Raw genomic sequence first — 14,259 nt, 5'->3', positions numbered from 1 at the left:
CGCCCGCGCGACAGGCCTGGTTCACTCCTCGCCGGCGGCCATCGCCTGATAGTCACGCAGCCGGCTGCGCGACCGCAAGCGCACGACGGCATCCGGCGCGGAAGCCTGGATATCGGCACGGAACTGGGCGCGGCGCTCATGAATCGAGGCGATCACCGGCCCCATCGGTACGCCCAGCTCGACCAGCAGCGTCTCCGACAGCTGCAGGCTGGACTCCACCGTCTCCGGCACCGCCTCGGTCACCCCCAGCCGGTAGAGGTGGGCCGCGTGATCGGCGTTGCGCGCGCGCGCCACGATCAGCAGGTCTGGTCGCTCGGCGCGCGCCATGGCCACCATGCGGTCAGCCGCGGCGGAGTCATCCATTGTCACCACCAGCGCCGGCGTATGGGCGAGGTCGGCCCGGCGGAGAAAATCCGGCCGGGTGATGTCGCCATAGTAGACGTGGCGGCCGGCGCGGCGCTGGCGCGCCACCAGTTCGGCGTCGGCGTCGATGGCGATATAGGGAATGTCATGGGCATCCAGCATCGTCGCCACGACCCGGCCGACGCGACCGAAACCGGCCAGAATGACCCGTGCCGCGTCGGCGGCAGGTTCCGGCAACTGCGTTTCATCACTGGCGCCAACCGCCGGCGCCGCCCGCTTCTCCAGCCGCCGGCCAGCCCGGAACAGCAAGGGAATCAGCGTCATGGTCAACACGGCAATGATCAGTACGAAATCCGAGACCTTGCGCGAGATCAGGCCCAGCGTGGTCGCCAGACCGATGATCACCACCGTGAACTCGCCGCCCGGTGCCAGTAGCAGGCCCGCCCGCAGACTGGTCAGCCGGCCGAGCCGGAACAGGCGACCGAGGCCGAAGACCACGCCGCCCTTGACCACCAGCAGACCCAGTACCGCGCCGCCGACCGCCAGCGGCTGGGCGACCACCCGGCCCAGATCGATGCTCATGCCGATGGAGATCAGGAACACACCCAGCATCAGCCCCTTGAACGGCTCGATGGTGACCTCGACCTGCCGGCGATACTCGGTCTCCGCCAGCATCAGACCGGCGATCAGCGCCCCCATCGCCATCGACAGCCCGGCCAGCGCGGTGGTGAGGCTGGCCGCCAGCACCACCAGCAGGCAAGCGGCCATGAACAGATCCTCGCTGCGGGTCGCCGCCACCATGCGATAGAGGGGGCGCAGCAGACGGCGACCGATCAGCACCAGCACGGCGACGGCAATCGCCGCCTGGGCCAGTGCCACGCCCAGCTCGCCCATGGCGGAACCGCTATTGCCCTTGGCCAGCACGCTGACCGCGAACAGGATAGGCACCACCGCGACGTCCTGGAACAGCAGCACCGCGAAGCTGGAACGACCGACGGCCGAGGTCAGCGCCTTCTCCTCGGACAATACCTGAACGATGATCGCGGTCGAGGACACCGCCAGCGCCAGACCGATCACCACCGCCGTGCGAAACGCCTGACCGAACAGCACGGTGATTCCGGCGATGATCGCGGCGCTGAGCAGTACCTGGGACAGGCCCATGCCGAACACCAGCCGACGCATCGCCATCAGGCGGTCGAACGACAGCTCCAGCCCGATCATGAACAGCAGCAGCACCACACCCAGTTCGGCCACCGCCTCGATCTCCGAGCGGTCGATGATGGTGACGGCGGCCAGCCAGGGTATGCTGTGCGCCAGGGCGCCAAGCCCGAAAGGCCCGACCACCATGCCGATCAGGATGAAGCCCAGCACCGGACTGATCTTGAGCTTGTAGAAGACGGGAATGACGATCCCCGCCCCTCCGAGTACGATCAGGGTTTCCTTGAAGGCGGATGGATCAAGCGGTGCGCTCATGGCACAACCCTAAGGGTTGAGCGAACGATGTCCATGGCGCACATGGCCACTGTCCGATATTGCCGGAGTCTGGAACGTTCATGCTGCAGGTGACACGCCACATCCGGATCGACGACGCCGAGATCGAGGAGTCGTTCATCCGCGCCTCGGGACCAGGCGGCCAGAACGTCAACAAGGTGGCGACCGCGGTGCAGATCCGCTTCGACGCCGCGCGCTCCCCCAATCTGCCCGACGACGTGTTTCACCGGCTGCGCACCATCGCCGGCCGGCGGATGACACACGACGGCGTCATCGTCATCACGGCCCAGCGCTTCCGCAGCCAGGAACGCAACCGCGAGGATGCCCTGGCCCGGCTACTGGCAATGATACAGGAGGCCAGCCACCGTCCGACCGTCCGGCGCGAGACCAAGCCCACGCGTGCCTCCCAGCGCCGCCGCGTCGATGACAAGGCCCGGCGCGGCACAGTGAAGGCACTGCGGCGCAAGGGCGCGCCGGCCGATTAGTACACCGCCCCGTCAGCTGGTGATGTAGATCTTCAGCGCCTCGGCCTCGTGCTCGGCATCCTCGATCCGCCGCTTCACCAGATCCCCGATGGAGACGATGCCCAGCAACTGGCCGTCGGCCACCACCGGCAGGTGGCGGAAGCGGCGGCTGGTCATCAGCGCCATGGCGTCCTGCACCCGGTCACGCGGATGGCAGGTGATGACGGGCGAACTCATGATGGTGCGTGCCGGCTGCTGCAACACCGAAGCGCCATGGGTGGCGAGGCCACGGATGACGTCGCGTTCCGAAACCACGCCCGTCACATCGTCGTTGGCGTCGACCGCCAGGACCGCGCCGATCCGCCGGGCGTGCAGCACTTCCACCACGGCGCTGACCGCCGCCTCCTCGGATACCAGGATAACGTCTCCGCCTTTCTGGGCCAGAATGGCCGCAATGGTCATGGCTCCTCTCCTTGTGCTTGTTTCGCCCACGGTTACGCCACACCACGACTGATCTTGCGATGATCACGATTCGCGGGACAAAAGGAAAGGGTGCATATCAGTGGCCCGCGAATCGCGCCGACCCCCGGCGCGGACCCGGGGCGTGACAAGGAGAGGTCATCAAACCATGGAAGTGCGTGATCCCGTGTTGCGGGTGGTCCCCCGCCCTGCCGACATCAACATGAACGGCCATATCTTCGGCGGCTGGATTCTGTCGCAGATGGACATCGCCGGCGGCATGACCGCTCATACCCACGCCCAGGGGCCGGTGGCGACCGTCGCCATCGAGAGCATGACCTTCCACAAGCCGATTCTGCTGGGCGACGTGCTGTCGCTCTACGCCAAGGTCATCCGGGTCGGCCGGACCTCGCTGGCGGTGCAGATCGACGTCTGGGCGCGACGGCGTTCGGCGCCGGAAGAACTCAAGGTCACCGAGGGGGTGTTCACCTTCGTGGCACTGGACAAGAACCAGCGCCCGCGCCCGGTCGACCGGCCCGATCTGGCGCCCGGCGACCTCTGAAACCACCGGACAGCCCGCACGCACGACAAGGGGCGGCGCCACGCTGGCGTCGCCCCCTGAACTCCTGTCAGACCCCTGTCGTTCGAGCCCGATATCTTCCAGCCGGATCAGCCCCGCGCGCTACCATTCGACCTGCGCCCGCAGGCCGAAGATGTCGGCGTCGGTGTCGACGCTGTTCTTCGTTGCCTCGACCCGGACATACTGGGCCAGGAACTTGACATAGTCGATCGGCAGCCAGGTCATCGACAGGCCATAGCCGGTCTGCTTGCCGCCGAGCACCGTGCCGTCATTGAGGTCCAGCTGGTCGATGCGGGCGGAGACCAGGATCGCGCCGGGCCCGCCCTTGTCGAACGGATTGGCGACCTTGGGCGCCAGCCAGGCTCCGTTCTTGTAGCCACGGGACTCGCCGGTCAGCACGTAGCCGCCTTCGACGTACCAGCTGCTGAACGACGGCCTGTTGGCGAGATTGGAGCCACTGACCGTCAGCCGCTGATACTCGCCGGCCGCATAGAGAGGCCCGAACACACCCGCCAGCTCAGCGCCGTATACCGCATCGCCATCGGCGGTGAGACCGCCGGTGTCGGCCAGCCGGGTATCGGTGACACGGGTGAACGGCCGGGTCTTGTATTGATTGGTATGCTTGGTGTCGTCGTTCTCGCGGTGCTGATAGTTCACACCGACGTGGAGCTGGTTCTCACCGAGCTTCGGCGAGTAAACGGCGCGGGCGCCGATCACCAGCGAGTCGTCAGCCACACCGGGGATCGCGCCATTGGGCGTCGAAGATCCGGTCCAATCCGGGAACACGCCGGCATTGACCATGAAATCGCCCTGGGCGAAGCCCGCCGAGACGCCCAGCCGCCGGCTGTGATTGAACGCCTCGTTGGCCTGGCTGCGTTCGATGAAGGTAATGGCGCCGGAGCTGGTCATCGTCTCCAGGCCGGAAAAGCTGTAATGGTTGCCCAGCGTGACGCTGAACGGCGAGTCAGCCGGCGCCCAGGTGAGGATGACATCCTCGTAATTCACCTTGCTGCCGGCGAAATCGAAGTCCGCCTTGTACTTGAAGCCACCCGGCAGACTGCCGGCGGCGCCGAAGATCAGACGGCGGAAATCGCTGTTGAACGCCGGCTGGTCGGCGGCCGGGAGCTTATCGTCACCCTGGGCGCCGCTGCTCGCCGTGCCCATGTCATATTGTATGCGACCGCGCATCTTGAAATCGAACCCGCCGCCGGCTTGCTGCGGCGCGCCCTTCCAGCTGGTGGCCTTCTCGGCCTTGGCCAGCCGGGCACTGAGGTCCTTGATCTGCTCCTGCAGGGCGTCGAGCTGCGCCTGCAGCATCGCCCGCTCCGCATCGGCCTCCGAGATGTCCTGCGCCAGCGCCGGCGTCGCCAGCGGCACGATGCCGGCCACGGCCGCGAGCATGAGTCCACGCGAGAGTGGACGGCTGATCATGAATGACTGTGTGCGCGGCATCTGTTTACCATCTGGCTAATGAGGATGTGGTGACGGTTAAACTGCAAAAATATTGCAGAATGATGACTGCCGGTCACCTTTCCGGCCGTCCGACCCCACACAACAGTGGAAAACGCCCAATTACCGATTGTCCGCCGGCATTGTAGCCGGCTGACAAGACCCCGACATGACAATCCCCGGCCCCTCGAATGAGAGGCCGGGGATTGTCATGTCTCAACGCCTGCCCTGAGGCTGGCAGGCTCAGGCGTCGGCAGGCTCTGCCGTCTTGCGCGGTCGTCCGCGACGGCGACGGCGCGGCTCCTCGCCTGCGTCGGCCTCGGCTGCCGGCGTCACCTCGGCGACCTCGGTCTCGCCGGCTTCGGGCTCAGCCGGGGGCGGCGCCGACTCAGCGGCCGGACCCTCGACACCGAAGGTCTGCACCGAGGCGGAAGCAGCAAATCCCTGGGGCTGGATGTCAATCGGATCAGGTTCCGGTCCGGCATCGCCTTCCTGACCGTCGCGCTCGCGCTGCGGCCGGCTGTCCTCGAACCGGGAGCGGAACTCCGCCAGGACACGATGGTAATGGTCGGCATGCTGCATGTAATATTCGGCCAGGATACGATCCCCGGCCGACGCCGCGTCACGCGCCAGGCCTTTGTACTTCTCCAGCAGTTGCTGGGCGTTGCCACGCACCCGGGCGTCATTGCGTCCACCGGATTCCATGGGACGCCCGCCCGTCTGGACCTGACGCCCGCTGCCACCGCCGCGACCTCTGCGACGCCCGCCTTGACCGTTTCTCATCAATTCCGTTCTTCTTCTGTCGCCCTCAGGCTGTTCGCCCCGTTACCGGCGCGCCAGTGGCGTCGCCTTTCCCTGCGATCCGTCCATATCGGAAATCAGGTGGAGGGGGGAGACCATCGACCCCGTCCGCCTTTGTCTCTAATCGCTTCGTGCGACCATTCCAAGGGGATTCTGCGGCCCGCTCAGTTCGACGCAGCGCGGGTGCCCCGCCAGATCGGGATGCGTGACCGCCGTCAGGCCGGCCGACCGCGCCAGTGCCGACACCGCCGCCGCCTGGGTAGCGCCGACCTCGACAAACGCCCGCCCCGCCGGCGCCAGCAGGCGCGGCAGGTCCGGGATGATCCGCCGGTAATCGTCCAGCCCGTCCGGGCCGGCGAACAAGGCAGTCGCCGGCTCGTGGGCCGCCACATCGCGTGCCAGAACCTCGCCGGTGGCGATGTAGGGCGGGTTGGCGAGGATGCAGTCAAACGGCCCGGCGATCGCCGACCCCCAGTCACCCGTAACGAACGTCGCCCGATCCTCAAGTTCCAGCACCCTGGCATTGCCGGCGGCGACCGCCAACGCCGCGGCGCTGCGATCGACACCCAGTCCGGTCGCACGCGGGAACTCATGCAGCACCGCCAGCAGCAGGCAGCCGCTGCCCGTGCCCAGATCGAGCACGCGCAGTGGCGTCTGGCGCGGCCAGGCGGCCACCGCCGCCTGCACCAGCGTCTCGCTGTCGGGGCGGGGAATCAGCGTCGCCGGCGTGACCGTGAAATCAAGCGACCAGAACTCGCGATGACCAACAATATAGGCGACGGGCTCGGCCATGGTCCGGCGGGCGACCCATGCCTCGACACGAGCGCGCACGTCATCGGGCACCGGCGCGTCAAGGTCCACCAGCATGGCGAGGCGGGGCAGGCCCAGCGCCTCCGCCAGCAGCACCTCGGCATCCAGCCGGGGCTGGTCGATACCGGCCGCCGCCAGCGTCGCCGCCGCGCGCAGGACAACCGCCCTGCGGGTCGCGCCCTCGCCCATTCAGCCCTGCTCGTCCAGCGACGCAAGCTTCTCCGCCTGATCCTCGGCGATCAGTGCCTGCACCAGCTCCTCCAGCGCCTCGCCCTGGAGCACCGCATCGAGCTTGTGCAGCGTCAGGTTGATGCGGTGATCGGTGACGCGCCCTTGCGGGAAATTATAGGTGCGGATGCGCTCGGAACGGTCGCCGGAGCCGACCTGGCTCTTGCGCGCGTCGGCACGCGCCGCCGCCACTTTCTCGCGTTCCATCTCGTACAGCCGGGCACGCAGGATTTTCAGCGCCTTGGCCTTGTTCTTGTGCTGACTCTTCTCATCCTGCTGGCTGACCACCAGCCCCGTGGGCAGGTGTGTGATGCGCACCGCCGAATCGGTGGTGTTGACCGACTGGCCGCCGGGCCCGGACGAGCGGAACACGTCGATGCGCAGATCCTTGTCGTCGATCTGGATGTCGACATCCTCCGCTTCAGGCAGCACGGCGACGGTGGCCGCCGAGGTGTGGATGCGCCCGCCTGACTCCGTCACCGGCACCCGCTGCACCCGATGCACGCCGGATTCGAACTTCAGCTTGGCGAACACCCCCTGGCCGGTGATGGAGGCCACCACTTCCTTGTAGCCGCCCATGTCGGACGGCGAGGCGGAAATCGGCTCCACCCGCCAGCCCTGGGTTTCCGCATAGCGCGAATACATGCGGAACAGGTCACCGGCGAACAGTGCCGCCTCATCGCCACCGGTGCCGGCGCGGATTTCGAGGATCGCCGATTTCTCGTCCGCCACGTCCTTGGGCAGCAGCATGATCTTGAGCTGGCGCTCGGCCTCCGGCAACCGGTCCTTGACCGCGTCCAGTTCGTCGCGCGCCAGTTCCTTCATGTCGGCATCGGCGCCGGGATCGGCGAGAATCTGCTCCGCCTCCCGGATATCATCGGCCAGCCGCGTCAATGCGTTGGCGGCCTCCACCACCGGCGCCAGCTCGGCGTATTCGCGCGACAGCTTGACGAACCGGTCGGCGGCCAGACCAGGGTCGGCCATGGTATGCGACAGCTCGGCATGACGGGCGCGAATGCGCTCCAGCTTGGCCAGTGGGATGCCGACCATCGCTCAGTCCCGGTAGACGGCCAGCGCCGTCTCGACCTGGTCCAGCGCCACCGCCTGCTGGGCGCCGGTCGCCAGATCCTTCAGTATCACCTCGCCGCGCGCCAGCTCGTCCTCGCCGAGAATCAACACCGCCGGCGCACCCATGTCACTAGCCCGCGACAGCCGCTTCTTCAGGTTGCCACGAAACGCCTGCTCGACCACGAAGCCCGCCCGCCGCAGCCGGGCCGTGAGCCCGACCGCCGCCAGCTGGGACGCCTCGCCCATCGGCACCACGGTGATCGGTCCGCGCGGAGCCGCCGGCAGGTCGACCAGCATGCCCAGCCGCTCGATGCCGCCGGCCCAGCCGATCGCCGGCGTCGCCGGGCCGCCGAGCTGTTCGATCAGACCATCGTAGCGACCACCGGCCAGCACCGTGCCCTGGGCGCCCAGGTGGGTGGTCGTGAACTCGAAGGCGGTGTGGCAGTAATAATCCAGCCCGCGCACCAGCCGGGGCTGGACGACATAGGGCACGCCCACCGACTCCAGGCCTTTGAGCACCGTTTCGAAAAACGCGCCGGCCTCGGCGGAGAGAAAGCGGTCGAGCAGCGGCGCATCGGCCACCAGCGCACGATCGCCCTCGTCCTTGGAATCGAGAATGCGCATGGGGTTCTTGTGCAGCCGGGTCTTGCTGTCCTCCGACAGCGCCGCCTCATGGCGCCCGAAATAGCCCACCAGCGCCTCGCGCCAGGCCAGCCGGCTCGGCGTGTCGCCCAGCGTGTTGATCTCCAGCTGGACCTTGCCGGCCAGCCCCAGCTCGTCCAGCAGGTGCGCCGCCAGCGCCAGCAGCTCGATATCCGCCTGCGGCTCGGCCACCCCCATGATTTCGGCGTCGATCTGGTGGAACTGGCGGTAGCGCCCCTTTTGCGGCCGCTCGTAGCGGAACACCGGGCCGTGGGCGGCGAGCTTCAGCGGGCTGAGCTGCTGCCAGCCGTTCGACAGATAGGCCCGGCACAGCCCGGCGGTGAATTCCGGGCGCAGCGTCAGTGATTCGCCGCCGCGATCCTCGAACGTGTACATTTCCTTCGACACGATGTCGGTAGTCTCGCCAATGCCGCGCGCGAACAGTTCGGTGAACTCGAAAATCGGCGTGTCGACGCCGCGGAAGCCATAGGCACGAGCCAGCCGCTCGAACGTCGCCACCACATGGGCGAAACGCTCGGCGTCTTCCCCGAACAGATCCCGCGTGCCGCGCACCGGCTGAAGTTTCGACATCGGCTTGAACTCCTGAAACAGCCGCCGCTTATACGGGCATCGCGGACGGGGTGAAAGTCTCGATCAGCCCCGCCCAGGCGTCCGCCAGCACATCCTCCAGACCCGCGACGCCGACCACATAGAGATAGGGCTCGATGAGCTCCAGCTCGATCAGCGCCAGCCGGCCATCGTCCAGCCGCACCAGGTCGACGCGGGCATGAAACAAGGGCGCCGAGACCGCCGCCAGCGCCGCCACGCCAACCGCCAGTTCCTCGGCGCTGGGGTGATAGACCTGCGTCGTACCGCCGAAGCTCGACTGGATGCGGTAGTCGCCGGGCGCCGCCCGCTTGACCACGCCATGGCTGAAACGGCCGCCGAAGTAGAGGAAGCTGTACTCCCCCTCCGCCGCCACCGAGGCGAGATAAGGCTGGATCATCGCCGGACCGGGCGGCAGCGCCTCGGCCGCCGGCCAGGGATCGCCCGCGCCCAGCCGCACCTGGCGCCAGGCGCCGGCGCCGACCTGCGGCTTGATCACCAGTCGGTCGGTGGCAAAATCAGCAAAGGCACGGGCGGCCTGTGCCGGCGTCGCCGCGTCCACCCATACCGTCGGCACCACGGTGACGCCGCGCGCCTCCATGTCGCGCAAATAGGTCTTGCGCATGTTCCAGCGGATGACTTCGAGCGGATTGACCAGCCGCGTCGCGGCGGCGATGCGCTCCAGCGCGGCTAAAAAGGCGTCGGGACGGGCCGCGTAATCCCAGGTCACCGAGACGATGGCGGCCGCATAGGCTGACCAATCGGCCTCGGCGTCATCCCAGCGTCGCAGTTCGGTGGCGTAGCCATGGCGGGCCAACGCAGCGGCCACCACGGCCACCTGCGCGTCGCCTTCCCAGGCATCCACCCTGCGATCGGCAGCACCCGGCATCATGTCGCCGGAAGCGAGGATGGCAACAACGGACATGGACGGAACCTCGACCAAACGAAAGAAACAGTCGGACCAGTGACAAACGAACACCGACACTTCATGAGAAAAGCCGCCCGGCGGGACCGGGCGGCTTTCTCGGGCCAATGCCGTTCGGCGTGCCTCAGGCCGCCTCGCCCTCCGGCGAGGGCAGCCCCTTGGCCTGTTGGCTGGCGCGCAACGCAACATCGCGGGCATTCGCCGCGACACGGACACGGTTGACACCAGCACCAGTACCAGCCGGGATCAGGCGACCAACGATCACGTTCTCCTTGAGACCGTTCAACCGGTCGATCTTGCCCTGCACCGAAGCCTCGGTCAGCACACGGGTGGTCTCCTGGAAGGAGGCCGCCGAGATGAACGAGCGGGTCTGCAGGGACGCCTTGGTGATGCCAAGCAGGATCGGCTTACCCTCGGCGGGTTCGCGACCTTCCTTCAGCACCTTGGCGTTGATCTCGTCCATCTCCTCGCGGTCGACCTGCTCGCCCGGCAGCAGCGTGGTGTCACCGGACTTGGTGATCTCCACCTTCTGCAGCATCTGGCGCACGATGACCTCGATGTGCTTGTCGTTGATCTTCACGCCCTGCAGGCGATAGACCTCCTGGATCTCGTTGACGAGGTAGGCGGCCAGCGCCTCGACGCCCAGCACGTCCAGAATGTCGTGCGGATCCGGGTTGCCGTCGAGCAGATACTCGCCGCGCTGGATGAAGTCGCCTTCCTGCACCGAGACGTGCTTGCCCTTTGGGATCAGATACTCGACCGGCTCCGCGCCATCTTCCGGACGGATGATGATGCGACGCTTGGTCTTGTAGTCCTTGCCGAACTCGACCCGGCCGGTGGCCTGGGCGATGATGCCGTGGTCCTTCGGCTTGCGCGCCTCGAACAGTTCGGCGACACGCGGCAGACCGCCGGTGATGTCGCGGGTCTTGGCGGCTTCCAGCGGAATACGCGCGATCACGTCACCGCTGTGCACCTTGTCGCCGTCGTTGACCGACAGAATCGCGTCCACCGCCAGGAAGTAGCGGGCGGCCTCCGCCGTGCCATCCTTCTCGTCGAGCAGGGTGATGCGCGGCCGCAGGTCGCCGGACTTCGGCTGGGACTTCCAGTCGCTCACCACCTTGTTGGTGATGCCCGTGGCTTCGTCCGTTTCCTCCTTCAGCGACACGCCCTCGATGAGGTCCTGGTACTTCACCACACCACCCTTTTCGGTGATGATTGGCCGGGTGTAGGGATCCCACTCCGCCAGACGCTCGCCCTTGGTCACCTTGTCGCCGGCCTTCTTGAGCAGGCGGGCGCCGAACGGCACGCGGTGGCTGGCCCGCTCGCGACCCTCGCCGTCGACGAGCGCCAGTTCGAGCGTGCGGCTCATGACGATCAGACGACCGCGGCTGTCTTCAACCACATGCTCGTTCTTCAGCACGACGGTCGCGTCAGCCGACGCTTCCAGCGATGACTGCTCAGACACCTGCGCCGCACCACCGATGTGGAAGGTGCGCATGGTGAGCTGGGTACCCGGTTCGCCGATCGACTGGGCAGCGATCACGCCCACCGCCTCGCCGATGTTGACCGGCGTACCGCGCGCGAGGTCACGGCCGTAGCACTTGCCGCAAACGCCCTGCTCGGTCTCGCAGGTCAGCACCGACCGGATCTTGATGGACTGAACGCCGGCCTTGGCGATCAGGTCCACTTCAGCCTCGCTCAGCAGCGTGCCGGCCGGCACGATGACGTCGCCGGTCTTGGGATCAAGCACGTCCAGTGCCGCGGTACGGCCAAGGATGCGCTCGGCCAGGCTGACGATGACCTGACCGCCCTCGACGATCGCCGCCATCTCCAGGCCGTTCTCGGTGCCGCAGTCGTCCTCGGTGATGACGCAGTCCTGACTGACGTCGACCAGACGACGGGTGAGGTAACCCGAGTTCGCGGTCTTGAGCGCGGTGTCGGCCAGACCCTTGCGGGCGCCGTGGGTCGAGTTGAAGTACTCAAGGACGGTCAGGCCTTCCTTGAAGTTCGAGATGATCGGCGTTTCGATGATCTCGCCCGACGGCTTGGCCATCAGGCCGCGCATGCCGGCGAGCTGCTTCATCTGTGCCTGGCTGCCGCGGGCGCCGGAGTGAGCCATCATGTACACCGAGTTGATGTCGAGCTCGCGGCCTTCCGACGACACCGGCATCGCCGAAATGCGCTTCATCATCGCTTCGGCGACCTTGTCGCCGCACTGGGCCCAGGCGTCGACGACCTTGTTGTACTTCTCGCCCTGGGTGATCAGGCCGTCCTGGTACTGCTGCTCATATTCCTTCACCAGCGCCTTGGTCTCGGCAACCAGCTGCTCCTTTTCGGCGGGGATGACCATGTCATCCTTGCCGAAGGAAATGCCGGCCATGCAGGCATGGCGGAAACCCAGCGCCATGATGGCGTCGGCGAACAGCACCGTCTCCTTCTGGCCGCAGTGGCGATAGACGGTGTCGATGACGTCGCCGATCTCCTTCTTGGTCAGCAGGCGGTTGATGGTCTCGAACGGAACCTTGTGCGACTTGGGCAGACATTCGCCAATCAGCATCCGGCCCGGCGTGGTGACGACGCGCTTGATGTAGACGTTGCCGCTCTCGTCGACCTGCTCGACACGGCTGGTGATCTTGGAGTGCAGCGTCACCGCCTTGGCGTTGAGCGCCTGGTGCACCTCCTTCATGTCGGCCAGCAGCATACCTTCGCCGACGCTGCCCTTGCGCTCCATCGACAGGTAATAGATGCCGAGCACGATGTCCTGCGACGGCACGATGATCGGCTTGCCGTTGGCGGGGCTGAGGATGTTGTTCGTCGACATCATCAGCACGCGCGCTTCCAGCTGCGCCTCAAGCGACAGCGGCACATGGACGGCCATCTGGTCGCCGTCGAAGTCAGCGTTGAACGCGGCGCAGACCAGCGGATGCAGCTGGATCGCCTTGCCCTCGATCAGCACCGGCTCGAACGCCTGAATGCCCAGGCGGTGCAGCGTCGGCGCGCGGTTGAGCATCACCGGATGTTCGCGGATCACCTCGTCCAGGATGTCCCAGACTTCCTTGCGCTCCTTCTCCACCCACTTCTTGGCCTGCTTCAGGGTCATCGACAGACCCTTGGCGTCGAGGCGCGAGTAGATGAACGGCTTGAACAGCTCCAGCGCCATCTTCTTCGGCAGGCCGCACTGGTGCAGCTTGAGTTCCGGACCGGTCACGATGACCGAACGACCCGAATAGTCGACGCGCTTGCCGAGCAGGTTCTGACGGAAACGGCCCTGCTTGCCCTTGAGCATGTCGGACAGCGACTTCAGCGGCCGCTTGTTGGCGCCGGTGATGGTGCGGCCACGCCGGCCGTTATCGAACAGCGCGTCAACGGCTTCCTGCAGCATGCGCTTCTCGTTGCGCACGATGATATCCGGCGCGCGCAGCTCGATCAGCCGCTTCAGGCGATTGTTGCGGTTGATGACGCGACGATAGAGGTCGTTCAGGTCCGAGGTCGCGAAGCGGCCACCGTCGAGCGGCACAAGCGGACGCAGTTCAGGCGGGATCACCGGCACGACGGTCAGGATCATCCATTCCGGCTTGTTGCCGGACTCGATGAAGCTGTCGATCACGTTGAGCCGCTTGATGATCTTTTTCGGCTTCAGCTCGGACTTGGTCTGCTCCAGTTCCTCGCGCAGGCGCAGGCGCTCGGCCTCAAGGTCGAGCGCGATCAGCAGCTCGCGGATCGCTTCCGCGCCGATGCCGGCGGTGAAGGCGTCCTCGCCATATTCGTCCTGGGCTTCCAGCAGCTGATCTTCCGACAGCAGCTGATACTTCTTCATCGGCGTCAGGCCCGGCTCGACGACGATGTAATATTCGAAGTACAGCACCCGCTCGAGATCCTTGAGCGGCATGTCGAGCAGCAGGCCGATACGGCTGGGCAGCGACTTCAGGAACCAGATGTGCGCGACCGGCGCGGCGAGGTCGATATGCCCCATGCGTTCGCGACGCACCTTCGAGACGGTGACTTCAACGCCGCACTTCTCGCAGGTGATACCCTTGTACTTCATGCGCTTGTACTTGCCGCACAAGCACTCATAGTCCTTGATCGGGCCGAAGATACGGGCGCAGAACAGACCGTCCCGTTCCGGCTTGAAGGTGCGGTAGTTGATGGTTTCCGGCTTCTTGATCTCACCGAACGACCAGGACTTGATGCGCTCGGGCGAGGCAATCGAAATCTTGATCTTGTCGAACGTCTCCGGCTTCTGGGCCGGGTTGAAGAAATTCACCAGTTCCTGGTTCATGCGCCTGTTCCTTGGCTTCAGGGCCGAAATATCAGCAGGGTGAGCAGGCCCCGCTCCGTCATCCGCGTCGGGACGACGCAACGGGGCGCGTCAC

Annotated in this window: 11 protein-coding genes; 2 read left to right on the top strand and 9 right to left on the bottom strand. The window is 66.3% G+C overall.

Annotated elements, in window-relative coordinates; all coding sequences use genetic code 11:
- Positions 1 to 21 precede the first annotated feature (21 nt).
- On the bottom strand, positions 22 to 1,836 hold the full coding sequence (locus ABU113_RS10225; protein WP_454559414.1) for a cation:proton antiporter domain-containing protein: 1,815 nt from the start codon (positions 1,834 to 1,836) through the stop codon (positions 22 to 24).
- A gap of 80 nt (positions 1,837 to 1,916) precedes the next feature.
- Between ABU113_RS10225 and arfB the strand changes: the two genes are divergently transcribed.
- Positions 1,917 to 2,339, top strand: a complete 423-nt coding sequence (arfB, locus tag ABU113_RS10220) for an alternative ribosome rescue aminoacyl-tRNA hydrolase ArfB (protein WP_454559413.1) — start codon at positions 1,917 to 1,919, stop codon at positions 2,337 to 2,339.
- A 12-nt stretch (positions 2,340 to 2,351) separates the two neighbouring features.
- On the opposite strand, the gene ABU113_RS10215 is transcribed toward arfB, so the two are convergent.
- Complete coding sequence (locus ABU113_RS10215; protein ID WP_454559412.1) at positions 2,352 to 2,780, bottom strand: CBS domain-containing protein; 429 nt, start codon at positions 2,778 to 2,780, stop codon at positions 2,352 to 2,354.
- A 166-nt stretch (positions 2,781 to 2,946) separates the two neighbouring features.
- Here ABU113_RS10215 and ABU113_RS10210 point away from each other — a divergent pair, with 166 nt between their 5' ends.
- A complete protein-coding gene (locus ABU113_RS10210; RefSeq protein ID WP_454559411.1) occupies positions 2,947 to 3,339 on the top strand; it encodes an acyl-CoA thioesterase in 393 nt (130 codons plus the stop codon).
- A gap of 120 nt (positions 3,340 to 3,459) precedes the next feature.
- Here ABU113_RS10210 and ABU113_RS10205 read toward each other — a convergent pair whose 3' ends face one another.
- The 7 genes from ABU113_RS10205 to rpoC form a co-directional block, all read right to left on the bottom strand.
- Positions 3,460 to 4,758 (bottom strand): OprO/OprP family phosphate-selective porin, encoded by a 1,299-nt coding sequence (locus tag ABU113_RS10205; RefSeq protein ID WP_454559410.1) that lies wholly within the window; start codon positions 4,756 to 4,758, stop codon positions 3,460 to 3,462.
- Positions 4,759 to 5,049: 291 nt separating this feature from the next.
- The gene (locus ABU113_RS10200) at positions 5,050 to 5,589 is read right to left on the bottom strand and encodes a DUF4167 domain-containing protein (RefSeq protein WP_454559409.1); all 540 of its coding nucleotides are present in this window, start codon (positions 5,587 to 5,589) and stop codon (positions 5,050 to 5,052) included.
- A 138-nt stretch (positions 5,590 to 5,727) separates the two neighbouring features.
- Positions 5,728 to 6,606, bottom strand: coding sequence for a peptide chain release factor N(5)-glutamine methyltransferase (prmC, locus tag ABU113_RS10195; protein WP_454559408.1), 879 nt, complete (start codon positions 6,604 to 6,606; stop codon positions 5,728 to 5,730).
- Positions 6,607 to 7,695 (bottom strand): peptide chain release factor 1, encoded by a 1,089-nt coding sequence (gene prfA / locus ABU113_RS10190; protein ID WP_454559407.1) that lies wholly within the window; start codon positions 7,693 to 7,695, stop codon positions 6,607 to 6,609.
- A 3-nt stretch (positions 7,696 to 7,698) separates the two neighbouring features.
- Positions 7,699 to 8,946: a histidine--tRNA ligase gene (hisS, locus tag ABU113_RS10185; RefSeq protein ID WP_454559406.1), complete on the bottom strand. Its 1,248-nt coding sequence runs from the start codon at positions 8,944 to 8,946 to the stop codon at positions 7,699 to 7,701.
- 28 nt (positions 8,947 to 8,974) lie between these two features.
- Positions 8,975 to 9,886 (bottom strand): ATP-grasp domain-containing protein, encoded by a 912-nt coding sequence (locus ABU113_RS10180; RefSeq protein WP_454559405.1) that lies wholly within the window; start codon positions 9,884 to 9,886, stop codon positions 8,975 to 8,977.
- Positions 9,887 to 10,010: 124 nt separating this feature from the next.
- On the bottom strand, positions 10,011 to 14,165 hold the full coding sequence (gene rpoC, locus ABU113_RS10175) for a DNA-directed RNA polymerase subunit beta' (protein ID WP_454559404.1): 4,155 nt from the start codon (positions 14,163 to 14,165) through the stop codon (positions 10,011 to 10,013).
- Positions 14,166 to 14,259 lie beyond the last annotated feature (94 nt).

This window comes from Parapedomonas caeni (assembly GCF_041060555.1).
GTDB lineage: Bacteria > Pseudomonadota > Alphaproteobacteria > Sphingomonadales > Sphingomonadaceae > CAUJIW01.
This window is presented reverse-complemented; position numbering and strand designations above follow the sequence as displayed.